General features: G+C 66.8%; 20 protein-coding genes and 1 rRNA gene. 13 read left to right on the top strand and 8 right to left on the bottom strand.

From position 1 onward, the window contains the following. Together rrf and lysX are read left to right on the top strand one after the other, a co-directional pair. Window positions 1–112 (top strand): 5S ribosomal RNA (gene rrf / locus FGL98_RS11180); the annotation flags it as partial. A gap of 74 nt (window positions 113–186) precedes the next feature. After that, window positions 187–3597: a bifunctional lysylphosphatidylglycerol synthetase/lysine--tRNA ligase LysX gene (lysX, locus tag FGL98_RS11175; RefSeq protein ID WP_342779967.1), complete on the top strand. Its 3411-nt coding sequence runs from the start codon at window positions 187–189 to the stop codon at window positions 3595–3597. Here lysX and FGL98_RS11170 read toward each other — a convergent pair. Continuing rightward, window positions 3594–4070 carry a phosphoribosyltransferase gene (locus FGL98_RS11170; protein ID WP_146316842.1) on the bottom strand — a complete coding sequence of 159 codons (477 nt, stop codon included), beginning with the start codon at window positions 4068–4070 and terminating at the stop codon, window positions 3594–3596. The genes lysX and FGL98_RS11170 overlap by 4 nt on opposite strands. 29 nt (window positions 4071–4099) lie before the next feature. On the opposite strand from FGL98_RS11170, the gene FGL98_RS11165 reads away from it, so the two are divergent. After that, a complete protein-coding gene (locus FGL98_RS11165) occupies window positions 4100–5017 on the top strand; it encodes an amidohydrolase family protein (RefSeq protein WP_246136501.1) in 918 nt (305 codons plus the stop codon). 25 nt (window positions 5018–5042) lie between these two features. Here FGL98_RS11165 and FGL98_RS11160 read toward each other — a convergent pair whose 3' ends face one another. Further along, the gene (locus FGL98_RS11160) at window positions 5043–7019 is read right to left on the bottom strand and encodes a thioredoxin domain-containing protein (RefSeq protein ID WP_146316841.1); all 1977 of its coding nucleotides are present in this window, start codon (window positions 7017–7019) and stop codon (window positions 5043–5045) included. Window positions 7020–7125: 106 nt separating this feature from the next. Between FGL98_RS11160 and FGL98_RS11155 the strand changes: the two genes are divergently transcribed. Further along, window positions 7126–7611 carry an SRPBCC family protein gene (locus FGL98_RS11155; protein WP_246136500.1) on the top strand — a complete coding sequence of 162 codons (486 nt, stop codon included), beginning with the start codon at window positions 7126–7128 and terminating at the stop codon, window positions 7609–7611. Beyond that, complete coding sequence (locus FGL98_RS11150; RefSeq protein WP_146316840.1) at window positions 7608–7964, top strand: ArsR/SmtB family transcription factor; 357 nt, start codon at window positions 7608–7610, stop codon at window positions 7962–7964. Before FGL98_RS11155 ends, FGL98_RS11150 begins: the two co-directional genes overlap by 4 nt. A 140-nt stretch (window positions 7965–8104) precedes the next feature. Here the strand turns inward: FGL98_RS11150 and FGL98_RS11145 are convergent, their stop codons facing one another. Both FGL98_RS11145 and FGL98_RS11140 read right to left on the bottom strand, forming a co-directional pair. Further along, window positions 8105–9067: an SRPBCC family protein gene (locus FGL98_RS11145; protein WP_146316839.1), complete on the bottom strand. Its 963-nt coding sequence runs from the start codon at window positions 9065–9067 to the stop codon at window positions 8105–8107. Continuing rightward, window positions 9064–9405 (bottom strand): ArsR/SmtB family transcription factor, encoded by a 342-nt coding sequence (locus FGL98_RS11140; RefSeq protein WP_146316838.1) that lies wholly within the window; start codon window positions 9403–9405, stop codon window positions 9064–9066. Before FGL98_RS11140 ends, FGL98_RS11145 begins: the two co-directional genes overlap by 4 nt. A 137-nt stretch (window positions 9406–9542) precedes the next feature. Between FGL98_RS11140 and FGL98_RS11135 the strand changes: the two genes are divergently transcribed. Together FGL98_RS11135 and FGL98_RS11130 are read left to right on the top strand one after the other, a co-directional pair. Beyond that, window positions 9543–10148, top strand: coding sequence for a TetR/AcrR family transcriptional regulator (locus tag FGL98_RS11135; protein ID WP_146316837.1), 606 nt, complete (start codon window positions 9543–9545; stop codon window positions 10146–10148). After that, on the top strand, window positions 10141–11067 hold the full coding sequence (locus FGL98_RS11130) for an SDR family oxidoreductase (RefSeq protein WP_146316836.1): 927 nt from the start codon (window positions 10141–10143) through the stop codon (window positions 11065–11067). Before FGL98_RS11135 ends, FGL98_RS11130 begins: the two co-directional genes overlap by 8 nt. A gap of 32 nt (window positions 11068–11099) precedes the next feature. On the opposite strand, the gene FGL98_RS11125 is transcribed toward FGL98_RS11130, so the two are convergent. Both FGL98_RS11125 and FGL98_RS11120 read right to left on the bottom strand, forming a co-directional pair. Beyond that, the gene (locus FGL98_RS11125) at window positions 11100–12455 is read right to left on the bottom strand and encodes an NAD(P)/FAD-dependent oxidoreductase (RefSeq protein WP_146316835.1); all 1356 of its coding nucleotides are present in this window, start codon (window positions 12453–12455) and stop codon (window positions 11100–11102) included. A 37-nt stretch (window positions 12456–12492) separates the two neighbouring features. Then, complete coding sequence (locus tag FGL98_RS11120; protein ID WP_246136504.1) at window positions 12493–12939, bottom strand: Lrp/AsnC family transcriptional regulator; 447 nt, start codon at window positions 12937–12939, stop codon at window positions 12493–12495. A 503-nt stretch (window positions 12940–13442) separates the two neighbouring features. Here FGL98_RS11120 and FGL98_RS11115 point away from each other — a divergent pair. From FGL98_RS11115 to FGL98_RS11095, 5 genes are read left to right on the top strand one after another with little or no spacing between them, the layout of a single operon-like run. Further along, window positions 13443–14633, top strand: coding sequence for an ABC transporter ATP-binding protein (locus tag FGL98_RS11115; protein WP_146316833.1), 1191 nt, complete (start codon window positions 13443–13445; stop codon window positions 14631–14633). Further along, complete coding sequence (locus tag FGL98_RS11110) at window positions 14620–15885, top strand: ABC transporter substrate-binding protein (protein WP_146316832.1); 1266 nt, start codon at window positions 14620–14622, stop codon at window positions 15883–15885. The genes FGL98_RS11115 and FGL98_RS11110 overlap by 14 nt, the downstream gene beginning before the upstream one ends. A gap of 34 nt (window positions 15886–15919) precedes the next feature. After that, window positions 15920–16831 carry an ABC transporter permease gene (locus FGL98_RS11105; protein WP_146316831.1) on the top strand — a complete coding sequence of 304 codons (912 nt, stop codon included), beginning with the start codon at window positions 15920–15922 and terminating at the stop codon, window positions 16829–16831. Continuing rightward, entirely contained in the window at window positions 16828–17667 is an 840-nt protein-coding gene (locus tag FGL98_RS11100; RefSeq protein WP_146316830.1) for an ABC transporter permease, read from the top strand. The genes FGL98_RS11105 and FGL98_RS11100 overlap by 4 nt, the downstream gene beginning before the upstream one ends. A gap of 15 nt (window positions 17668–17682) precedes the next feature. Then, window positions 17683–19656: a primary-amine oxidase gene (locus tag FGL98_RS11095; protein ID WP_146316829.1), complete on the top strand. Its 1974-nt coding sequence runs from the start codon at window positions 17683–17685 to the stop codon at window positions 19654–19656. A gap of 24 nt (window positions 19657–19680) precedes the next feature. On the opposite strand, the gene FGL98_RS11090 is transcribed toward FGL98_RS11095, so the two are convergent. Both FGL98_RS11090 and FGL98_RS11085 read right to left on the bottom strand, forming a co-directional pair. Beyond that, window positions 19681–20166, bottom strand: coding sequence for a PPOX class F420-dependent oxidoreductase (locus FGL98_RS11090; protein ID WP_146316828.1), 486 nt, complete (start codon window positions 20164–20166; stop codon window positions 19681–19683). A 60-nt stretch (window positions 20167–20226) separates the two neighbouring features. Beyond that, the gene (locus tag FGL98_RS11085; RefSeq protein ID WP_146316827.1) at window positions 20227–21465 is read right to left on the bottom strand and encodes a multidrug effflux MFS transporter; all 1239 of its coding nucleotides are present in this window, start codon (window positions 21463–21465) and stop codon (window positions 20227–20229) included. A gap of 138 nt (window positions 21466–21603) precedes the next feature. On the opposite strand from FGL98_RS11085, the gene FGL98_RS11080 reads away from it, so the two are divergent. Continuing rightward, window positions 21604–23346 (top strand): pyruvate dehydrogenase, encoded by a 1743-nt coding sequence (locus FGL98_RS11080; protein ID WP_146316826.1) that lies wholly within the window; start codon window positions 21604–21606, stop codon window positions 23344–23346.

Below are 23346 nucleotides of genomic sequence, written 5' to 3'. Positions count from 1 at the left end.
GGTTATAGCGAAGTGGGAAACGCCCGGTCACATTCCGAACCCGGAAGCTAAGCCCTTCAGCGCCGATGGTACTGCACTCGACAGGGTGTGGGAGAGTAGGACACTGCCGGACTAACATTAAAAGAAGTTGGAGGCCGTTCCCGGGTAATACCGGGAACGGCCTCCAATCTTTGTTTATGGGAGCATATGCGTATGCGACTTACGCCGAGAGCCTTACAAGGTTCGATTACGCCCTATGGGGGCGCGCCGGCCCGCTCGGCTCCGAGGAGCTCGTGGCGCGAGCAGGTGGCGGTTTGGGTCGGGCGACTGCTCCTGCTCGGCGCCGTGTGGTCGCTGATCAGTATTCCGCTACGCGGTTTCGACGGTGTCGAAATGGTGGCCGACCTGCTGGGTGTGCTGAACGTGCCATCCGAGCCCAGCCTGTTCGTGGTGTGCCTGATGCTGGTGCTCACCGGCGCGGTGCGCCGTCGGCTGCGGGCGGCGCACACCGTGGTCGTGGTGCTCATCGCCTTGAACATCTTGGACGTGTTGGCGGTTCTGGGCCAGGCGTTCCAGGAGCCCGATGCCGTCAGTGATCTGCCGCTTCGAGGGTTCTCCCACGAGTACGCCATCTTCCGCAACGGTGTCGGCTTCAACCTGGTGTCGTTGATCGTGGGACTGGTGCTGCTCGTCCTGGTCGTTCGCAGCCGCAGCGCCTTCCCGGCCAGGCTCACACCGGGCAGTCGGGTGGCGGCGTTGGGCGTGCTGCTCAGCGGGCTTGCCCTTTCGTTGAGCATCACCGTGCTCCTCGTTTTTTCGCTCCCGGGGCAGTTGAAGGGCGTCCGGGAGAAGGTTGTGTGGGCCGCGCGCTCGACGCTCGGTGTCTCGACTCCGGTGGGCACCCCCGGCTTCACCGGAGACCTTGGTCATGGCTGGATCTATGGACTGGCCGGCGTCATGTCGACGGCCGCCCTGGTGCTGGCACTACTGGTGTTCTGGCGGTCCGGCCGGGGCCGTGCGGCGCAGTCCACGCAGGAGGAATTGGCGGTCCGACGACTCCTGCTGGAGCACGGTGAGCACGACTCGTTGGGCTACTTCGCCACGCGGCGGGACAAGGCGGTGATCTTCGCGCCGGATGGTCGGGCGGCGGTGACCTACCGGGTCGAGGGCTCGGTCAGTGTCGCGAGTGCGGACCCGATCGGCCTACCGAGCTCGTGGTCGGCCGCGGTGCAGGCCTGGTTGCAGCAGTGCCGGACCCAGGGGCTGTACGCCGCGGTGCTGTCCTCCAGCGAGGAGGGCACCAAGCGCTACGTCGCGGCCGGTCTGAAGGCGTTCCCGTTGGGCGATGAGGCCATTATCGACGTCGACTCATTCAGCCTGAGTGGACGCACCATGCGGCCCGTGCGTCAAGCGGTGTCACGGATCAGCCGGGCGGGGTACAGCTGCCGGGTGCGCAGGCACCACGAGCTGTCGCCCGAGGAGCTGAGGATGATCGAACAGTTGGCCGACCGGTGGCGTGGCAACGAGGCGGAGCGAGGCTTCTCGATGGCCCTGAACCGGCTCGGCGACCCGGCCGACGGGCGATGTGTGCTCGTCACGGCACATGACGCCAGTGGGACGATTCGCGGCTTTCTGTCCTTTGTGCCGTGGGGCGTGCGCGGCGTCTCGCTCGACCTCATGCGGAGGGACCGGGATGCCGAGAACGGGCTGAACGAATACCTGGTGGCAAAGCTGATCGAGCTCGGGCCGGAGCACGGCATACGCCGGGTGTCGTTGAACTTCGCGGTCTTCCGCAACGTGTTCAACAATGCGGACCAGGTCGGCGCCGGGCCGGTCACCAAGGTGACCGACTCGCTGCTGTCCTTCGCTTCGCGGTTCTACCAGCTCGAGACGCTCTATCGCAGCAATGAGAAGTACCGGCCGGAGTGGGTGCCGCGGCTGCTGTGCTACGACGCCGCCCTGACCGTGCCGCGTGCCGGCCTCGCGATGGGCGTGGCCGAAGGTTTCGTCCCGATGCTCGGTCCGCGATTGCTCGTCGGACCACGTCCGGAGGAGGTGCAGCGACCGCGTCCCGAGCCCGACTTCGTGCAGCGGGTGCTGCAGCAGGAGGACGAGCTGTTGATGCCGATGGCTCCTGCTCCGATCCTCAGCGAGCAGCAGCGGGTGCGCCGCGCCAAGCTGCGCCAGCTCGAGGAGGAGCACCGATCGGCCTACCCCGCGAAGGTCGCTCGCACCGACCGCGTGGCGGCTGTGCGCGCGGTGCATCCGGACCTGTCCCCGGGGGAGCGCACCGACGACGTGGTGTCCGTGTGCGGGCGGGTGCGGGCTCTGCGCGACTTCGGGGGGGTGTGTTTTGCGGTGCTGCAGGACGAGAAGGCACGCATCCAGGTGATGGTGACGATGGCGGACACGCCCTGCGAGGAGCGTGCCAGGTGGCGGAGCGTCGTCGACCTCGGTGACCTGGTCAGCGTGACGGGGCCGGTTACGGTGTCACGGCGTGGCGAGCTGTCGGTGCTCATGACGTCGTGGCAGATGGCCGCCAAGTGTCTGACTCCGATGCCCGATCTGCACGCGACGCTCAGCGAGGAGAGTCGAGTCAGGCACCGCAGTCTCGACCTGGTCATGAATCAGGGGGCGATGCACCTGCTGCAGAGCCGGTCCCGCGGGGTCCGCGCGCTGCGCGAGGCGATGCAGGACCACGAGTTCTGCGAGGTCGAGACGCCCATGTTGCAGGCGGTGCACGGCGGCGCCACCGCACGGCCGTTCCAGACGCACATCAATGCCTACAGCATGGACCTGTTCCTGCGCATCGCTCCGGAGCTCTATCTCAAACGGCTGGCCGTCGGCGGTATGCAGCGGGTGTTCGAGATCGGCCGGAACTTCCGCAACGAGGGGGTCGACGCGACGCACAACCCCGAGTTCACCGCGCTGGAGGCGTACGCCGCCTACGGGGACTACACCACCATGCGGGAGTTGACTCGCGAGGTGATCCTGCGGGTCGCGACCGCCGTCAACGGGAGTGCCGTCGCTCGTCGGCCCGGCGGTGAGACGGTCGACCTCACGCCGCCGTGGCCGGTGCTGACCGTGCACGATGCGGTCTCCCGTGCCTCCGGCACACCGCTGACCTCCGCCTCCACGCGGGACGAGGTCGCGGCCGTATGCCGTACGCACGGTGTCGCCGTGCCGACCGGGTCGAGCGGTGGATTCCTGGTCACCGAGCTTTACGACGCCCTCGTCGAGAAGCAGACGGTGTTTCCGACCTTCTACACCGACTTTCCGGTGGAGACCTCGCCACTGACCCGACCTCATCGTCGTGATCCGCGACTGGCCGAACGCTGGGACCTGGTCGCGTTCGGCGCCGAGATCGGAACGGCCTACAGCGAGCTGACCGATCCGGTGGAGCAGCGTCGGCGGCTGGTCGCGCAGTCGATGGCCGCTGCCGCCGGCGACCTGGAGGCGATGCAGGTCGATGAGCCGTTCCTGGAGGCGCTGGAGCTGGCGATGCCGCCCACCGGCGGTCTGGGCATCGGGGTCGACCGCCTGATCATGATGCTCACGGGGGCGAGCATCCGGGCCACGCTGGCGTTCCCGTTCGTCCGACCGCAGAGCGCCGACTAACGCTCGACGGTGATCTGCGGCCGGCTGGACCAGGGGAAGTCGATCCACTGGTCGGTGCGCCGCCAGACGTAGTCGGACTTGATGATCGAGTGCGACTTCTCGTAGATGACGGCGCAGCGGGTCTCCTGGACCTTGTCCGCGCAGAACTTGCGCACCAGCTCGAGGGTGCCGCCGGTGTCCGCGACATCGTCGATGACCAGCACGGTCGCGCCGGACAGGTCGACCGGTTGGGGGACCGGCGGGAGCATCACCGGCATCGGGAGCCGCTCGTCGATCCCCGTGTAGAACTCGACGTTCATGACGTGCACGTTCTTGATGCCGAGTGCATAGCTGATTGCACCGGCTGGGATCAGGCCGCCGCGCGCGATCGACATGATCAGGTCCGGCTGGTAGCCGTCGTCGGCGATGGTCTGGGCGAGCTCCCGGCTCGCCGTGCCGAACAGTTCCCAGGTGAGGGTCTCGCGCTGTGTCATAGGCCTAGTGTGCTGGATAGAGTCGGAACGTGACTCTCAGCCCCCGGCCCGCACAGACCACGCCCGGACCTCTGACGGACGCAGACATCCCGGCATACGTCGACGCTCTCGGTCTGCCCGGGCTCGCGGACATCCATGTGCACTTCCTGCCCGAACCGATGCTGCGCAAGGTGTGGGCCTACTTCGACGACGCCGGTGAGCACTACGGCCAGGAGTGGCCGATCGAGTACCGGCTCGATGAGCAGGCCCGGCTGGACATCTTGCGGGGCTTCGGACTCAAGGCGATCCCGGCGCTGGCGTACCCCCACAAGCCCGGCATGGCGCAGTGGCTCAACGCCTGGTGCGCGGAGTTCGCCCAGCGGGTGCCGGACGCCATCCACTGCGGCACGCTCTATCCCGAGGAGGGGGTGGGCGACTACGTCGCGCAGGCCGTCGCCGACGGGGCGCGGCTTTTCAAGGTGCACGTGCAGGTTGGCCGGTTCGCACCGAACGACCCGCTGCTCGACCCGGCTTGGGGGGCTCTGTCCGATGCCGGTATGCCAATCGTGATTCACGCCGGATCCGCACCGCTGCCAGGTGAGTTCACCGGTGCGGCGCGGATTGGCGACGTGCTGGCACGCTTCCCATTGCTGACGCTGGTCGTCGCGCACCTGGGGATGCCTGAGTACCATGAGTTTGCCGACCTGGCGCAGAAGTATCCGAACGTGCGTCTGGACACGACCATGTGCGGGACGGACTTCACCGAAGCCAGGTCGTCGATGCCCAGCTCCTATGTCGAGCGGCTGCCCGACCTGCAGGACAAGGTGATCCTCGGGAGCGACTTTCCCAACATTCCGTATGCCTATGCGCATCAGCTGGAGGCGCTGGCCCGGCTGGACCTCGGTGACGACTGGATGCGCGACGTGCTCTGGCACAACGGTGCCCGCCTCCTGAACCTGGCCACCTAACCCCCTCCGAGGGCGGTGTCAGGTTTCAGGGGAGACTGAGCTGGTCGGCGAGTGCCTCCGGATCGGTGACCGGTGCATCACAGACGAATCCTCGGCAGACGTATGCCGTGGGCTCGCCGCCTGCCAGTGGACGCTCGGCGAGCAGCGGCACCCCGTCGGCGTCCGGCATGCCGCTGACCAGGACGAGGCCGGGGGAGGACGACCCCGTGGCGACGCGGGTGAGCCCGCCAGTGGCGTCCCCGACGATCGCCACCTGCAGGGGGCCGACGATCGAGGCCTCGGCGACTGCCAGGCCCCACCCGGCAAACCGAGGGTCACGATCGGCGGTGTGGGTCATCGCTGCCAGTGCGCGGTCAGCGACGTCGCGGTAGCGGGTGTCACCGGTCAGGGCGCTGCAGGTGAGCAGGGCGCCGGCGAGGGCCGCGGTGCCCGACGGCTCCGCGTTGTCGCCGCGGCCGCGCGGGCGGGAGAAGAGCTCCTCGGCGTCATCGGCCGTGTCGAAGAACCCGCCGTCGTCGGCGATGAAGTGCTCGATTGCGGTGTCGAGCAGGCCCTGTGCGGCGCCGAGCCAGGACGGGTCAGCGGTCGCCTGATGCAGTGCAAGCAGACCCTCGGCAAGGTTGCCGTAATCGTCGGAGACGCCTGCAGCCGAACCGATCCGACCGTCGCGTGAGGTGCGGCGAAGACGCCCCCCGGCCAGGTGATGCTCCATCAGGAAGGTGGCACATCGCACCGCATCGGCGACCCACTGCGGCTCGTCGAGGATCGTGCCGGCATCTGCGAGAGCGGCGACGGCAAGACCGTTCCAGGAGGTGACGACCTTGTCGTCGCGAGCGGGCTGCGGGCGCTGGTCTCGCGCGCCCAGCAGGCGCGTGCGCACGCCCTGCCACCAGGCGGGGTCGTCGGGGTCGGTGCGCAGCTGCAGGGTCGAGGACCCGTGCTCGAAGGAGCCCTCCGGCGTGACCGACAGCAGATCGGCGGCGCGTGCGCCCTCCTCGTCGCCAAGCACCTCCCGCAGCTGGCTCGGCGTCCACGCGTAGGTCAGACCTTCGACACCGTCGGTGTCCGCGTCGAGCGCCGAGGCGAAGCCGCCCTCTGCGGTGCCGAGCTGCACACGGATGAAGTCTGCTGTCTCCCGGGCAATTCGGGCGGCCAGGGCAGAGCCGGACACTCGCCACCAGTGGGCGTAAACCCGCAGCAGCTGGGCGTTGTCATAGAGCATCTTCTCGAAGTGCGGCACGACCCAGCCGGCGTCGACGGAGTACCGCGCGAAGCCGCCGGCGAGCTGGTCGTAGATCCCGCCGCGTGCCATGGCTTCGCAGGTGCCCTCTACCATCTCGAGCGCTCCGGCCGCGCCGGTGCGCGCGTACTGCCGCAGCAGCAGCTCGAGCACCATGGACGGTGGGAACTTCGGTGATGTGCCGAACCCGCCGTTGACGCTGTCGTAGGTCGTCTGCAGCCGGGCCACCGCGTGGTCCAGCTGGGCGGCGTCGAACGTGGTGGCCGCGGCGGTCGTGGATCCGATGTCCTGCAACTGCTGCACGATGTGGCTCGCCGAGTCGAGCACCGTGCTCTGCTGCTCGGTCCAGGTCTGGTGCGCGGCCTGCAGAAGCCCGAGCAGCTGCGGCTTCGGAAGGTAGGTGCCGGCGAAGAACGGCTCGCCAGCCGGTGTCAGCAGACAGGTCATCGGCCAGCCGCCCTGTCCGGTCATCGCGGTGGTCGCGTTCATGTAGACCGCGTCGATGTCCGGCCGTTCCTCTCGGTCCACCTTGATTGCCACGAAGTCCGCGTTGATCGCGGCCGCCACGGTCTCGTCCTCGAACGACTGGTGGGCCATGACGTGGCACCAGTGGCACGCGGCATACCCGATCGAGAGGAACACCGGCACGCCTCGTCGTCTCGCCTCGGCAAAGGCGTCATCGCACCACTCCCACCAGTCGACCGGGTTGTCCTGGTGCTGGAGGAGGTAGGGACTGGTGGAGTTCGCGAGCTGGTTCGCCATACCTCAAGGGTGTCACTTCCGTCATTTCAGAGGGACTCGCGGGCATCTGTGCAACTAATGGTTGCGCATCGTCGACTCGCGGTGTACGGTGAGGAGCAATAAAAGGTTGCGTGATGAGTTCGGAGGAATCATGGAGTTCGGCACGATCGAGCGGGAGATGTACATCGACGCCACGCCAGACATCGTGTTCGAGGTGGTGAGTCGCCCGGAGCACGTCAAGAAGTGGTGGCCGGACGACGCCCGCTACGAGGCGGTGCCGGGTGCGGTAGGCGAGATCGTGTTCGGCGATGCCGAGGGCGGCGGACAGGCCGTCGCACTGAGCGTTGTCGACGTGCAGCCGCCCTGGCGGTTCGCCTTCCGCTGGACCCAACCGGCCGACGAGACTGCAGCGGAGGGTAACTCGCTGCTGGTGACCTTTGAGCTGACCGCAGCCGGCGATGGGACACTTCTCAGGTTCAACGAGACCGGCTTCCGCGAGATGGGCTGGGAAGCCGCCGTCCTCGAGGAGCAGTACAACGACCACCTCAATGGCTGGGACTACTTCCTGCCGCGGTTGGCACCGTGCGTCGCGGCGCTGGACGTCCGGTCATGAGTGCCCTGGCGACCGGGGACATCGAGGACGACCTGTGGTCGGCGATCGGGGATCCGACCCGCCGAAGGATGCTCGACCTGCTGCTCGCGACCGGGCTCGGCACGGCCACCTCGCTGAGCGAGCAGCTGCCGGTCACGCGGCAGGCGGTCGCCAAGCATCTCGGCGTCCTCGACCGTGCCGGTCTGGTCCACGGCGTCACTGCAGGCCGCGAGCGGCGCTACCGGATCGATGACGCGCAGTTTGCCCGAGCCGTCGCACAGCTGCACGCCGTGAGCAACGCCTGGGACGCCCGGCTCCGGCGGATCAAGCGGATCTCCGAGGAGATTCAACGCCAGGGAGCACAACACGACTGATCGGCCGTGCCGTCACGTGAACACGACTCGTCGGCCCGGCATACCGCGACTTTGCGGGTATGCCGGGCCCTGGCGCGGGCCGGTGGCGCTCGACTCCTGTCGGTGGAACGGTGGATCTCTCGCGGTAGAAGAGCCTGCGGTTACCGGTTGACCTGCGGCGCGGCCAGTCTGCTCGTCAGCGCGTCGAGTGTCGAGGTCCAGCCGAGACGGTAGTTCTCGACCTGGCTGCGGTCGGTCCACGGGCCGCGATGCCACACTTCGAGGTTCGTGCCGGACCCTTCGTCAGTTGGTGAGAGTGTAATGTCCACCCGGTCGACCGGGCGGTCGCCGTCAGCGTCCTGCCAGATCCACGAGCAGGCAAGGTGCCGGCCCTCATCGATCTCGAGGTAGGTGCCGTGCACCGCAAAACCGGCTTGCCCGGCGGTGAACCGGTAGTGGCCACCGACGTGCGTGGCCAGCTCGTAGGTCGTGCCGAGACTGGGCCACCACCAGGCGGCGAGACCCTCGCGGGTGGTGAGCGCGCGCCATACGTCGTCTTCGATGGCGGGCAGCGTGCGCGTGAGGCGCAGATCGGCTGCCGTGTCTCGTAGTTCGAGCAGCTGCGACCACTGCCGGTTTCCTTCGGCCTCCGTGGTGGCCGCGTCGTGATCCGACCTGGTGGCGGGGGAGAGCTGGTTGGCCAGTGAGCCCAGCAACTCCTCCCAGCCGCCGCCGTACTCGACCGCATGATCCCGTTCGGTCAGCCGGTGAGTCAGGAGCAGCGTCGTGTGCCCGTCGCCGGCCGTGAGCGTGACGTCGACCAGGCTGGTGCGTTCGCCCTGCCAGGCCCACTCATAGGCCAGGTGCTCGGGCGGGCGGCAGGCGGTGATGACGCCGACCGCGTGGTCCTCGTCGTCGCCGAGGTGGATGCCGAACCTGTCGCCGACTCGTTGGGGGACGGCCGTATCCAGTCGGCCGAACCATCGAGATAGCCGTTCCGGGTCGGTGATCGCCTCCCAGAGGTCGGCCGGGGTTGTGCGGAATCGGCGTTCGAAGGTCAGAGACGGCTGGTCGGGTGTGCCCCCAAGGACCCGCTGGATCGGGTCCTGCACGTCGTCGATCATGGCTTTCCTCCCTGCTCGCGGCGTGACCGGCCACGGGCGATCTCGGTGTCGAGCGCGTCGAGGGACTGCGTCCACCGCCGGCGGTTCGTGGTGAGCCAGGCATCGACCTCGTCGAATGCGTCCGGCCGAATGGCGTAGAGACGCCGGGCCCCCTGCGGGCGCACGGCGGCGAAACCGGCCTCACGAAGGACCCTGAGCTGCGCCGACACCGCCGGTTGGGAGATGCCGAACTCGGTGCCGATGACCTCGGTCACCGCGCCGGCAGGAATCTCCCCGTCGGCCAGCAGCTCGACGATCCGGCGTCGCACCGGGTCACCCAGGATCTCAAAGGCGTTCATGCAAATTTTATATCAGTTGTAAGTTATATACAGCAAGGGTTATGTGAAGTTCGGTTCGAACCATCGGTTGACACAATTAGTAAACCGGCATTCACTTATTGTGTCAGGAGCTGAGACGTCATACGGAGGTGGCGGAGATGGCGCGGCCGGAAGCGACCTCCGACGATGAGTTGCTCGATGCAGCCGATCGAGTCCTGATGACCGAGGGCCCGTCCCGGTTCACTCTCGGCAAGGCGGCGGAGGCCGCCGGGGTGTCGGCGGCGACCTATATCAAGCGATTCGGATCGAAGGAGCGGCTCTTCCTGCGGCTCTCGCAGCGGTGGGTCGTCTCCTTGGACGGCGAACTGACGGCGGCGGTCCGCGGGATCGACTCGCCCATGCAGCGACTGCGTGCCGTGGCGCTGCACAGCTACCACGACCTGGACAACCCGCTGACGGCGTCAAAGCAGCTCGCGGCATTAGCGATCGATCTGCAGAACGACGAGATGTGCGGCTGGCTGCATGTCGGATGGGGTCACGTTCGTCGCCACCTCGAGGGTCACGCGCAGGCTGCCGTCAACGCCGGACAGCTCGTCGACAGGACCGCGCCCGCTCAACTCGCGCGAATCGTCTCGACCGCGATGGAGGGCGGCTGCCTTGCATGGTCGGTGCACCCTGAAGGCTCTCTCATTGAACGCCTTTCGACCGACCTCGATGCGTTGCTGTCAGGTTGGTCGACCCAGAAGGAGGACGGACATGGCTGAAGATAGGGCACTGTATGGGAAGGTTGCGCTCGTTGCCGGAGCCACCCGCGGAGCGGGCCGCGCGATCGCTGTCGAGCTGGCCCGTGCAGGGGCGCACGTGTATGCGACTGGCCGAAGCAGTCGCCAGGCCGGTCGGTCGGAGATCGACCGGCCGGAGACCATCGAAGAGACCGGCGACCTCATCGACCAGGTCGGCGCCGGGTGCGCATTGCGGGTCGATCACGAGGATCCCGATGCTGTCGCCGGTCTGGTCGAGCGCATCGACCGTGATCACGGCCGGCTCGACATCCTGGTCAATGACATCTTCGGTGGCGACCGGTATGCAGACTGGGGGCATCCGCTGTGGGAGCACGATCTGGCCGGTGGACTGCGGATGCTGCGGATGGGAGTGGATACCCACCTGATCACCAGTGCCAAGGCGATCCCACTCATTCTGCGCGGAGATCGCGGTCTGCTCATCGAGGTCACAGACGGCACCAGCGCGTTCAACGCCAACGTGCGTCCCGGCGTGGGTTTCTACTACGACCTGGTCAAGGCGAACGTCGATCGCATCGTCAAGGGCCTGCACTATGAACTGCGGGACCGGCGGGTCGTCGCACTCGGTGTGACACCGGGATGGCTCCGTTCGGAGAACATGTTGGAGCACTTCGCGGTCACGGAGGCGACCTGGCGAGACGCACTTGCCACCGTCCCGGGCTTCGGGATCTCCGAGTCGCCGACCTACCTCGCCAGGGGAGTGGCAGCACTGGCGGCTGATCCGCGGGCGGACCGGTTCGCGGGCACCGTGGCCACATCGCGGCAGCTGTCCGATGCCTACGGCGTCACGGACACCGATGGCTCACGGCCGGACTGCTGGGGTCTGATCGGCAAGTACGGCCTGGAGTACGACGGCAGGGAGGGTATCGCCGAGTTTCGATGACGTTCTAGAGCGGTGGATCTCGCTCGTGGCCGTCAGTGGTTTGTCAGCAGGCTGAGTAGGCGGCCGAGCCTCGCCGGTCGACCGGTCAGGTGCTCCTCGCGGTCGGCGAGCGAGGCGATCTGCAGGCCGGCGTTGATCCCGAGCCAGCGCAACGGCTCCGGTTCCCAGGGTCGCGACAGGTGCTGCACCCACGGCAGCGACGAGATCGCGGTGATGCGACCGGTGGCGAGCTCGGCGACGGTGCGGCCGGCGAGGTTGGACAGGGCTACCCCGTCGCCGACATAGCCGCCCGCCCAGCCGAGCCCGGTTGCCGGGTCGTACCCGACGCTCGGCTGCCAGTCACGCGGGATGCCCAACGGACCACCCCACGCGTGAGTGAATCGGACGTCGTCCAGGCCCGGCAGAAGCTCTCGCAAAGAACGCCGTAGAGTATCGAAAACCTTTTCGTTCCGGTCAAACTCCGGCCGGATGCCCGACCTGAAGTGATAGGGAGCACCTCGACCGCCGAACACCAGCCGGTCGTCGACGCTGCGCTGGCCGTAGACGATGACATTGCGGTGCTCGCTGAAGGTCTCGGCGTCCGCGAGACCGATCTGCTCCCACTGACCTGGGGACAGCGCCTCGGTCGCAACCACCAGTGAATACACCGGTGCAACCTGGCGGGCGAAGTCCGGCAGGCGCGCGGTCCAGGCCTCCGTGGCTCGGATGACGTGATGCGCGCGCACCAGGGGACCGAGGGTCGTGTGGACCGTTCGGTCCTGAATCCGTGTCGCCGTGGTGTGTTCGGCGATTCGGCCGCCGAGCCGTTCGACGGCGGCCGCGATGCCGCGGACGAGGCGGACCGGATGAATGCGTGCGCAGTGCGGGTTGTAGGTGGCGCCAAGGACGCCGGCTGCGGCCAGTCGATGCGTTGCCTCGGACTGCTCCAGCCACTGCGTCCCGATGCCCCAGTGGGTCGAGTGCTGCACCTCCGCCCGTGCTCGCTCCCGCTGGGCGCGGTTACGCGCAACGACGACCGTGCCGCCCTGCCGGAACCCGCAGTCGATGCCCTCGGTCTGCACAACCCGATCCACCTCGTGCACACTTTCACGCAGCGCGGCGTACTGGTCGCGTGCCGCGGCATCCCCGTGCGTGCGTGCGAGGACCTCGGGTGGTGCGGGGTACAGCGCGGACACCCAGCCGCCGTTGCGGCCACTGGCGCCGAAGCCGACGTGCTCGGACTCGAGGACGAGCACCGACAGTGAAGGGTCGGCCTGCAGCAGGTAGTAGGCAGACCACAACCCGGTGAACCCGCCTCCCACGATGCAGACATCGACGTCTGCATCCTCGACGAGTGGCGGGCGTACGGTCGCGGAGACCGCGTCCCACCAGAGCGGTTGAGTGGTCATGCTGGGGATGGGTGTCGCGCGGGGGACGGCGGCCGGCTCACCTGGTGCCCCAGTTGTAGTGCTGCTTGTTCAGCTTCAGATAGACGAAGGTCTCGGTGACGGAAACGCCGGGCAGAGTGCGGATCCGGTGAGCAACCAGGTCGAGCAGCTCCTGGTCGTCCTGGCAGACCACCTCCACCAGCAGGTCGAAAGATCCCGCGGTCGTCACGACGTAGTCGACCTCCGGCATCTCGGACAACCGCGTGGCGATCTCCTCGAGGTCTCCGTCGGCACGGATACCGACCATCGCCTGACGGTCGAAGCCCACCTGGACGGGATCGGTGACTGCGACGATCTGCATGATCTCGGCATCGATCATCTTCTGGGCTCGCTGGCGCACGGCCGCCTCCGAGAGCCCGACACTCCTGGCAATGGTGGCGTACGAGCGGCGTCCGTCGGCCTGAAGGTGCTCGATGATCGCCTTGGACGCATCGTCGAGACCGATCGGCGTCCGAGCACGTGCGCCGGCGCCACGTTTGTCGGAGCCGCGCCGGCCATGTGCGGCGCGCGAGGACTGGGAGGAGGTCACCCTGCGATGGTGGCCCATGCCGCCGGCATTGGCAAGGAATGCGCGACTGATTTCGTTGTGTGTGCCCGGTTTGATCCCGATTTGGTCGCTGATCGATGCATCCAGGCCAGGGATCGGTGGACCCTGGCGCGGTTCGTTGCTTTGGGGGCAGACTGGATGCGGTTCCTGGCCGCTCTCGGCGCGGACTCAACTCTGCCTTGCGACTGATTTAGTGGCAATTTGAAAAAAAATCCACTGAATCCCTTGTCGTGCTCGTGGGATTCTGTCAGGATCGCATCTAGCGAGCACCGATTCCCAGTGTGCTCACGTCAGGACGACCGCCGGAGACCCGCCATGACGACGGCTTACCGCACCGCCACTCCTTAGGTGGCACCCAGCATCCATCTCAACGATGGCCACGACTCGATGGGAGCCGACAGATGACCAGCCAAACCGAACAGGAACGGCGCGAGGCCGGGCAGGGTGTTGCCGCCGCTGCGATCGACCTGCGCGGCGTCGAGAAGACCTTCTATTCGAAGGCCGAGACATTTAGTGCCGTCCGGAGCCTCGACCTGGCGATCCAGGATGGGGAGTTCTTCAGCCTCCTTGGACCGTCCGGATGCGGCAAGACGACCACCCTGCGGATGATCGCCGGGTTCGAGGAGCCGACAGCGGGGGAGATCCTGCTGCACGGTCAGAACATGGTCGGCGTCCCGCCGTACAAGCGTGACGTCAACACGGTCTTCCAGAGCTACGCGCTCTTCCCGCACATGACCGTCGCCGAGAACGTCTCGTTCGGCCTGGAGCGCAAGCGCGTCGACAAGCAGGAGATCCGTCAGCGGGTGGGCGAGATGTTGGAGATCGTCGGCCTGGGGGAACGCGGGGATCGGCGGCCGCAGCAGCTGTCGGGTGGACAGCAGCAGCGTGTCGCGCTGGCCCGAGCCCTGGTGAACCGGCCCCGAGCGCTGCTGCTAGATGAGCCTCTCGCAGCTCTCGACCTCAAGCTGCGCCAGGCCATGCAGGTGGAGCTGAAACGGATTCAACGGGAGGTCGGGATCACCTTCGTCTTCGTTACCCACGATCAGGGTGAGGCCCTGACGATGAGCGATCGGCTGGTCGTGATGAACGGCGGACTGCTGGAGCAGGTCGGCACCCCGCACGAGCTCTACGAGCGGCCGGCGACCCGGTTTGTCGCGGGCTTCCTCGGGACGTCGAACATCATGGAGGGCAAGGTCACCGGTGTTGATCGAGGCATTGCGGTGATCGACGCCGGCGCGGACGGCAGGGTGCTCGTCCCCACGGATCGTTCCGCGGTCGGCGACCGGATCGCCGTCAGCGTCCGCCCGGAGAAGATCGTCCTCTCCCGCGATGAGCCGGCGGCCGACGACGAGCGGTGCGCGGTGACCGGCACCGTGGCGGAGATGGTCTATCTCGGCACGTCGAACACCTACGAGGTGCGCCTGAACGGTGGCGAGATGCTGACCGTCCTCGAGCAGAACCACTCGACCAGTGAGTCCACCGCGCAGCGCGGAGACACCGTCTGGTTGACCTGGCGGCCGCAGCACTCGCTTCAGCTGGTGGACGAACCCGCCGCTGCCACCGAGGGCGGTGCCGCCGATGACGCCGGCTGACCCGCCCTACCCCCGCGACCCCTCGATCCTGCGCGGCTCCATGCAGCGCCGCTACAGCCGGCGCGACATGCTGCGCGCGGCCGGCCTGCTCGCCGGCACCGGGCTGCTCGCCGGTTGCGGTGTCGCCGGTGCCCGGGCGAAGGCGGCGCCGTCGGACTACTGGAGCCACCAAAAGCCGACGAAGTATCTCGACTGGGCGCAGTGGCCGCTCTATATCGACACGGCGACCGTCAAGGGCAAGACGGTGCACCCCTCACTGCAGGAGTTCACCAAGGAGACCGGGATACAGGTCAACTACCAGGAGGTCATCCAGGACATGGACTCGTTCGTCGGGTCCATCCGGCCGGTGCTCGCCTCCCACCAGTCCACCGGCTACGACCTGATGGTCTTGACCAACGGCATCTACCTGACCCAGATGACGGAGCTGAACTACGTCATTCCGCTCGATCACGCGATGATCCCGAACTTCTTCAGGTATGCCGATGCGACGGCGAAGAACCCGACGTTCGACCCGGGCAACAAGTTCACCGTGCCGTGGCAGTCCGGGATGACCGGAATCGCGTACAACCCCAAGTATGTCAAGCGTCCGATCACCAGCTTCGACGACCTGTTCGACCCGGCATTCAAGGGCAAGGTCGGGATGATGGCCGACAATCAGGACCTGCCGAATCTCGCTCTCGTCGGCATTGGCGTGGATCCGGCGAAGTCCACCGAGGCCGACTGGCGCCGCGCCGCGAAGAGGCTCACTCAGCAGCGTGACGAGGGGCTGGTGCGGGCGTACTACCAGCAGGACTACATCGCGCCGCTGTCGAAGGGCGACCTGTGGATCACGATGGCGTGGTCGGGTGACATCTTCCAGGCCAATGCGTCCACTCCCGGGCTGGACTTGAAGTTCGTGGTCCCCGAGCAGGGAGCGGTCGTGTGGACGGACAACCTGTGCATCCCGCTCTACTCGCAGAACCCGGTGTCAGCCATGAAGCTGATGAATTTCGTCTACGACCCCAAGATCGCGGCCATGATCGCCGAGTACGTCAACTACTTCACGCCGGTGCCGGGCGCGAAGAAGTACATCCTCGACGACGCGAAGGCCGCCACGGCCAAGGCCGACCGGACGTCCCTGGAGCAGATCGCGGACAGTCCGCTCGTCTTCCCCACCAAGGCGATGGAGTCCAAGCTCTACCGCTACGCGACCCTGACCCCGGAGGAGGTGCCGGTATGGAACCTGATCTTCGAGCCGGTGTACGAGTCATGACCGTCCGGCAGGCGGCACGCACGGGAGCCCGACGATGAGCAGGGTGCACGCCGACGACGCATCCCGCCTGGCCGCAGGCGGATTCCGTCGACGCTTCGGCAGGCTCACCGGATACTGGCTCGCCCTTCCCGGTGGTCTGTGGTTGGCGATCTTCTTCGTCGTCCCGATGATCTACCTGCTGTCGCTGTCGCTCATGACCGGCGACTTCATCCACGGCTTTACGCAGACGTTCCACTTCGCGACCTACGGTCACACGATCAGCCTCTATCACGACCAGTTCATCCGATCGATCATGTATGCGGTGATCGTCACCGTGCTGACTATCGTGCTCGCCTACCCGATGGCCTACTGGATCGCGATGCGAGGGGGGCGCAACAAGTCGAGCTATCTGCTGATCATCCTGCTGCCCTTCTTCGTGTCGTTCGTGATCCGGACGCTGCAGTGGCAGTTCATCCTCGCCGACAACGGGTTCGTGCTGGGCACTTTGAAGAACCTGCATCTGGTCGGCTCGGGCTTCCACCTGCTCGCGACACCGGTCGCGGTGATATGCGGACTCACCTACAACTACTTGCCGTTCATGGTGCTGCCACTCTATGTGTCCATCGAGCGACTTGATTCGCGGCTGATGGAAGCGGCGAATGACCTGTATGCCAGCAAGTTTCAGGCCCTGTTGCGGGTTGTCTTCCCGTTGACGGTGCCCGGCATCTTCGCCGGCGTGCTGATGACGTTCGTCCCCGTTGCATCCGACTTTGTCAACGCCCAGCTCTTGGGCGGCGCGAAGACCACGATGATCGGCAACGTCATCTACACGTTGTATCTGACGAACAACGACTACGCGGGTGCGTCGGCCCTGTCGTTCACCCTGATGGGCGTGCTGCTGATCGGCATCTTCGTATACGCCAGAGCCCTCGGCACCAAGGACGTGATGGAGGCGGCCGCGCTATGACAACGACGATGTCCAAGGCCAACTCGGCGGCGGACGAACGCTACCGGCGTCCGAAGCGGCGGTGGACCTACTACATCCTTCCGGTCTACACCTGGGCCGTACTGCTCTATCTCTGCCTGCCGATCTTTGTGATGATTCTCTTCGGGTTCAACAACACGAAGGGCCGCTACAACATCAGCTTTCAGGGCTTCACCCTGAAGTGGTACCGGGAGCTCTTCTCGATCGGTGGGCTGACCGATGCGCTGGTCAACTCGATCACCATTGCCATCATCGTCACGATCGTGTCCGTGGCGATCGGTGGTGCGCTGGGGCTCGCGCTGGGGCGATACCGATTCCGGGGCAAGGGGCCGCTCAGCCTGGTCGTATTCGCGCAGATCGCCACGCCGGAGCTGGTGCTCGGCACGTCGCTGCTGTCACTGTTTCTGACGCTGAATATCCCGCGCGGCTACGTGACGATCCTGCTGGCGCACATCATGTTCTGTATCCCGTTCGTAGCCGTGACGGTTCAGGCGCGGGTGGCCGGACTGGACTCTTCGCTCAAGGAGGCGGCGCTGGACCTGGGTGCGACGCCGATGGTGGCCTTCCGGAAGGTCACCCTGCCGATGATCATGCCCGGCATCATGGCGGGAGCGTTGCTGTCGTTCGCCCTGTCGATCGACGACTTCGTGACCACCAGCTTCAACGCCGGCCAGACGGTCACCTTCCCCCTATGGGTGTATGGCGCATCCCGGCTGGGCATTCCGGCGCAGGTCAACGTCATGGGCACCCTCATCTTCGTCTTCGGTCTGGCGCTCGCGGCCTACAGCGTGATCGCCGGCCGCCGCAAGAAGGCCTGAGAGCAGGAGATCCCGATGTCGGACAAGCCTGAGACCAGCCGTGACGGACCGGAGCATCCACTCGACCCACTGAGCGAGGCGGAGATCGAGCTCGCGGTCGCGGTGCTCCGCGAACGTCGCGGAGTGGGGGAGGGCTGGCGATTTGCGTCAATCGAGCTGGTTGAACCGACGAAGGTGCAGCTGCGGGAGTGGGATCCGCGAGCCGGCTGGCAACGAAGCGCGCGAGTGGTTTGCTTCAACCGCAGCGACGGCGCAACCTACGTCGCGATCGTCGAGCTGTCGGGCGGGGGTGCGGTGCGCTCATTCGACGAGCAACCTGGCCGCCAGGCAAACATCACGATGGACGAGGCGAGCGAGTGCGACCAGATGCTGCGGCTGCACCCGGAGGTGGTCGCGGCTCTGCACGCCCGGGGGATCACCGACCTGGACCTCGTCTACATGGACGCGTGGACCTACGGCGGTTTCCTGGTGCCGGAGCGGTATCAGGGCCGGCGGGTGGCGTGGACCGACACGTGGTTCCGGACCAGTCCCCGCTCCAACCCCTACGCCAACCCGGTCGACGGTCTGCACTGTGTCGTGGACCTGAATGCGATGGAGCTGCTGGAGATCCATGACAACGTCCCGCAGAGCCCGCCGCCCGAGGTGATGGGAGAGTACCTTCCAGACCTGGTGCCGGGTCAGACCGAGCGCACGGATGTGCGCCCGCTGGAGGTGAACCAGCCCGACGGTCCGTCATTCACGCTCGAAGGGAACCTGCTGCGGTGGCAGAAATGGTCCGTGCGAGTCGGGTTCAACTACCGCGAGGGACTGGTGCTGCACACCCTGAGCTACGCCGAAGACGGGCGGGATCGTCCGATCGCGCACCGGCTGTCGATCGCTGAGATGGTTGTCCCGTATCGGGATCCGGCCAGCGACCACCAGGCGCGGACGGCGTTCGACGTCGGAGAGTGGGGGCTCGGATTCATGACCACCTCGCTCTCTCTGGGTTGCGACTGCCTCGGCGAGATCCGCTACCTCGACGCGGTCGTGCACGACAGCCATGGCAGGCCCCGCGTGATCCCGAACGCGATCTGCATCCACGAGGAGGACGACCGCGTGCTGTGGAAGCACGTGGACGAGGTGGCCGGCGCGGAGGTGCGCCGATCCCGGCGGCTGACGATCTCCTCGCACGTCACCGTTGCCAACTACGAGTACCTGCTCTACTGGAGCATCTACCAGGACGGCACGGTCGACTTCGAGGCGCGGGCCACTGGCATCATGGTGGTGTCCCATCTCGACGAGGGTGCCAGCACGCAGCACGGGACGCTCGTCGGGGAACGCACCTACGCGCCATACCACCAGCACTTCCTGGTGGCGCGGCTCGACCTGGACGTCGACGGGGAGGCCAACACGGTCTACGCCGACGACTGCGAGCCGTTGCCGATGGGGCCGGACAACCCGAGCGGCCTTGCGCTGCGGGTGCGCTCGACCCCGCTGCGCACGGAGTCCGAGGGCAAGCAGGACGGCAACTGGGCGACGCGCCGAACCTGGCGAGTGGCCAGCACGAAGCGGACGAACGCGTTCGGTGCGCCCACGGCATACACCCTTTCGCCGACGTCGACCTTCCCGGCGATGTTCGACGAGGCGTCGCCAGTGCTCCAGCGCGCCAAGGTGATCGGGCACACGCTGTGGGTGACGCCGTATGACCCCGCCGAGCGGTGGCCCTGCGGTGAGTTCGTCAACCAGAGCGTCACGGATGAGGGCCTACCGGCGTGGACCGCGCGGAACCGCTCGATCGAGGACACCGACGTGGTTCTCTGGTACGTCTTCGGGATCCACCACATCACCCGGCCGGAGGACTGGCCGGTCATGCCGTCGGACAAGGCAGGGTTCAGCCTGCGCCCCTTCGGGTTCTTCGATCGCAATCCTGCACTCGACGTCCCGGCCTCTGGTCACGGCGAGGTATGCGGGTCCTCCTCGAGCGGGAGCTGTGCCCACGACTCGTACTGACGCCGGCATTCCGCGTTCTGGTTGCTACTGATCGGCCCGATCCAGGCGGGCCGCAACCTCCGCCGGGAAGCCACCGGTGGCGATCGGACTCCACCGGGTCGGGGTGATCCGGATGAGCGACTTGTCCTGCACGCGCATGGCCTCGCGGTACTCCTGCCAGTTCGGGTGCTCGCCGGAGATGCTGCGGAAGTAGTCGACGAGCGCGTCCTCCGCATGCGGCATGTGCAGCACCTGCGCATCACCATCGACCTGCACCCATGGGCCGTTCCACTCATCCGACAGGACCACGACGGAGACGTGCGGGATGCGTTCGGCGTTGCGCGTCTTCGCGCGCCTCGGGTAGGTGGCCATGACGATCCTGCCCTGCGCATCGACCCCGCCGCTGAGCGGAGACATCTGAGGGCGGTCATCGGCGCGCACGGTGGCCAGCAGCATGCGGTGGCGTGGGCGCACGAACTCCAGCAGGGCGTCCAGGTCGGCCGGGGTGTTGGTGGCGATGGATCGAGGCATGGTTCCAACCTACGGCAAGTCACCCCCGCCCAGATGTGCACTTACGCTCCAAGGGCGCAGCTACAGCTGCGCCTTTGGAGCGAAAGTGCACAACTCAGTGTGGCCACGGGTCAGTGTCACGCACGCCACGAGCGAGCCGAGCGCCAGCGCGGCCATTACGACACCCATCCCGAGGTCCTGGCTCATCCCGCCGATCCGCATGAGCACCGGAGCGAGGGCGCCGACCGCGAACTGGAAGGTGCCGAGCATGGCGGAGGCCGTGCCGGCCTGGGCACCGTGCTCGGCGAGGGCGAGGGCGCTCGCGTTCGGCAGGATCAGCCCGATCGTCGCGACCGAGACGAACAGCGCACCCAGGATTGCCCAGAGCGGGCCGCGCGAGATCAGCAGCAGCACGCCGACCCCACCACAGGACTGGAGCAGCGCGCCGAGGTGCAATAGCGTCCCCGCGCGGACCCGGCCGACCAGGAGGCCGCTCAGTTGCGAGCAGCCCACGATGCCGACCGCGTTGGCGCCGAAGACCAGGCTGAACTGCTGGGGACTGAGGTCGTGCATGTCCTGCAGCACGAAGGGTGACGCGGAGATGTAGGCGAACATCGCACCGAAGCTGAGCCCGATTGACAACAGGTAGCCCACGAATGCGCGGTCCTTGGAGAGGCGCCCGAAGGTGCGCATCGTGTGCGTGATGCTGCCGGCGTGCCGTCGACCGACGGGTAGCGACTCCGGCAGCCAGGCGACCACGGCCGCCAGCAGCAGCACCCCCAGCACCGTGAGGATGATGAACACCCAGCGCCACGAGCCGAATCGCAGCACCTGGGCGCCGATGATCGGCGCGAGAATGGGCGCGATCCCGTTGACCATCATCACCATGGCGAAGAGTCGGGCCAGGGCAGGGCCCTCGCGCAGGTCACGGATCACTGCACGAGCGATGACGATGCCCGCGGCTCCCGCCAGTCCCTGCAGGACCCGCATGGCGATCAGCAGGTAGACCGACTGGGCGATCGCGCACAGGACGGATGCGACGGCATACCCGACAAGGCTGATCAGGAGGGGTCGCCGCCGCCCGAGGGTGTCGGACAGCGGCCCGGCCAGCGCCTGACCCAGTGCCAGCCCGGCCAGGCAGCCGGTGAGCGTGAGCTGCACCTGGGTGTCACCGGTCGACAGGTCGCCGGTGATGCGGGGCAGCGACGGCAGGTACATGTCGATCGACAACGGTCCGAATGCGCTCAGCCCGCCGAGCACGATGAGCACGGCCAATCGGCGGGACCGGGCTGGTGCCGGTTGGGTCGGTGCGACGGTCATCATCCTCCTTGCGCGACGGTCGAACGGTGAGCATTCTTTCACCCGGGTCGCCCCGCCGGCATCGGGTGATGGTGACGTGGAGCGCGAGCGGCGGGCTACCGTAAGGGCCACGGATTCGAGCCGAGCAAAGGACGTGGCATGAAACTCGCCGAACAGATCGTGAAACAGCTGCAGGACGCGGGCGTACGTCGCATCTACGGCATTGTCGGGGACAGCCTGAATCCGATCGTCGATGCGGTTCGCAAGACCGGCGGCTCGAAGCACGGGGGTATCGACTGGGTCCACGTGCGTCACGAGGAGACGGCGGCGTTCGCGGCGTCCGCGGATGCGCAGCTCACCGGTGAGCTGGCAGTATGCGCGGGCTCGTGCGGCCCGGGCAACCTGCACCTGATCAACGGACTGTATGACGCGAACCGCTCGGGCGCGCCCGTGCTGGCGATCGCGAGCCACATCCCCAGTGCACAGATCGGGCAGGACTACTTCCAGGAGACGCATCCGGATCGGATCTTCACCGAGTGCTCCGTCTACTCCGAGCTGATCAGCACCCCCGGGCAGTCGCCACGGGTCATCCACGGTGCGATCAAGCACGCGCTGGGCCTGCGCGGGGTTGCCGTGGTCACGCTGCCCGGTGACATCGCGGACGAGTCGGCGGTCGGTGAGCCGAGGGCCTACCAACCGGTCCGGCCCGGGCAGATCGTGCCCGACACCGACACGATCCGTGCGCTCGCCGACGCCATCAACGAGGCAGAGAAGGTCGCGATCTTTGCCGGCATCGGAGTCAAGGGTGCGCACGACAAGGTGATCGAGCTCGCGGAGCTGATCGGCGCACCGGTCGGTCACTCGCTGCGCGGCAAGGACTTCATCCAGTACGACAATCCGTATGACGTCGGGATGACGGGACTGCTCGGCTACGGCGCGGCGGCCGATGGCATCGAGGGAGCGGACCTGCTGCTCATGCTCGGCACCGACTTTCCCTATGACCAGTTCCTGCCCGAGGTGCGCACCGCGCAGGTCGATGCCCGGCCGGAGGTCCTGGGGCGGCGCACCGAGGTGGACCTGCCGATCCACGGCGAGGTGCGTCCTACGCTGCAGGCTCTCCTCCCACTGGTGCAGCGCAAGGCGAACCGCAAGTTCCTCGAGCGCACGATGAAGAAGCACGACAAGCTGATGAACAAGGCGGTCGGCGCCTACACCAAGAACGTCGAGACGAAGAAGCCGATCCATCCGGAGTTCGCGGCATCCATCCTCGACGGCGTCGCAGCACCCGACGCGATCTTCACCGCCGACACCGGCATGTGCAACGTGTGGACCGCGCGCTACATCAACCCGCTCGGCACCCGCCGGCTGATCGGTTCCTTCCTGCACGGTTCGATGGCCAACGCGCTCCCACAGGCGATCGGCGCCCAGCTCGCCTACCCGGACCGGCAGGTGGTGTCGGTATGCGGTGACGGCGGGTTGTCGATGCTGCTCGGCGACATGCTGACGGTCAAGGCCTACGACCTGCCCATCACGGTCGCGTTGTTCAACAACTCCACTCTCGGCATGGTCAAGCTGGAGATGCTGGTCGACAAGCTGCCGGACTTCGGGGTGGATGTGCCGGAGACCGACTACGCCGCGATCGCGCAGGCCATGGGCTGGCACGCCGTGCGAGTCACCGATCCGCGTCAGCTCGAAGGCGCGATGGCCGACGCCCTGGCCTTCGACGGACCGTCCCTGGTCGACATCGTTACGAACCCGCACGCCCTGTCGATCCCGCCGAAGATCAGCTCGGACCAGGTGTTCGGCTTTGCGACCGCGATCAGCAAGATCGTGCTGAACGGCGGTGCGGGAGAAGCCGTTTCGATGGCGCGATCCAACATCCGCAACATCCCGCGCGGCTGA

This window comes from Leekyejoonella antrihumi, from assembly GCF_007845645.1.
Lineage (GTDB): Bacteria > Actinomycetota > Actinomycetes > Actinomycetales > Dermatophilaceae > Leekyejoonella > Leekyejoonella antrihumi.
Note: the sequence above shows the minus strand (reverse complement) of the source record. Positions and strands in the feature narration are given on the sequence as shown.

Coding starts and splice junctions, on each gene's coding strand:
- FGL98_RS11160 (WP_146316841.1), bottom strand. CDS start 7,019: ATGGCGAACCAGCTCGCGAACTCCACCAGTCCCTACCTCCTCCAGCAC.
- FGL98_RS11140 (WP_146316838.1), bottom strand. CDS start 9,405: ATGAACGCCTTTGAGATCCTGGGTGACCCGGTGCGACGCCGGATCGTC.
- FGL98_RS11105 (WP_146316831.1), top strand. CDS start 15,920: ATGAGCAGGGTGCACGCCGACGACGCATCCCGCCTGGCCGCAGGCGGA.
- FGL98_RS11135 (WP_146316837.1), top strand. CDS start 9,543: ATGGCGCGGCCGGAAGCGACCTCCGACGATGAGTTGCTCGATGCAGCC.
- FGL98_RS11125 (WP_146316835.1), bottom strand. CDS start 12,455: ATGACCACTCAACCGCTCTGGTGGGACGCGGTCTCCGCGACCGTACGC.
- FGL98_RS11095 (WP_146316829.1), top strand. CDS start 17,683: ATGTCGGACAAGCCTGAGACCAGCCGTGACGGACCGGAGCATCCACTC.
- lysX (WP_342779967.1), top strand. CDS start 187: ATGCGTATGCGACTTACGCCGAGAGCCTTACAAGGTTCGATTACGCCC.
- FGL98_RS11170 (WP_146316842.1), bottom strand. CDS start 4,070: ATGACACAGCGCGAGACCCTCACCTGGGAACTGTTCGGCACGGCGAGC.
- FGL98_RS11150 (WP_146316840.1), top strand. CDS start 7,608: ATGAGTGCCCTGGCGACCGGGGACATCGAGGACGACCTGTGGTCGGCG.
- FGL98_RS11130 (WP_146316836.1), top strand. CDS start 10,141: ATGGCTGAAGATAGGGCACTGTATGGGAAGGTTGCGCTCGTTGCCGGA.
- FGL98_RS11100 (WP_146316830.1), top strand. CDS start 16,828: ATGACAACGACGATGTCCAAGGCCAACTCGGCGGCGGACGAACGCTAC.
- FGL98_RS11085 (WP_146316827.1), bottom strand. CDS start 21,465: ATGACCGTCGCACCGACCCAACCGGCACCAGCCCGGTCCCGCCGATTG.
- FGL98_RS11145 (WP_146316839.1), bottom strand. CDS start 9,067: ATGATCGACGACGTGCAGGACCCGATCCAGCGGGTCCTTGGGGGCACA.
- FGL98_RS11115 (WP_146316833.1), top strand. CDS start 13,443: ATGACCAGCCAAACCGAACAGGAACGGCGCGAGGCCGGGCAGGGTGTT.
- FGL98_RS11090 (WP_146316828.1), bottom strand. CDS start 20,166: ATGCCTCGATCCATCGCCACCAACACCCCGGCCGACCTGGACGCCCTG.
- FGL98_RS11110 (WP_146316832.1), top strand. CDS start 14,620: ATGACGCCGGCTGACCCGCCCTACCCCCGCGACCCCTCGATCCTGCGC.
- FGL98_RS11080 (WP_146316826.1), top strand. CDS start 21,604: ATGAAACTCGCCGAACAGATCGTGAAACAGCTGCAGGACGCGGGCGTA.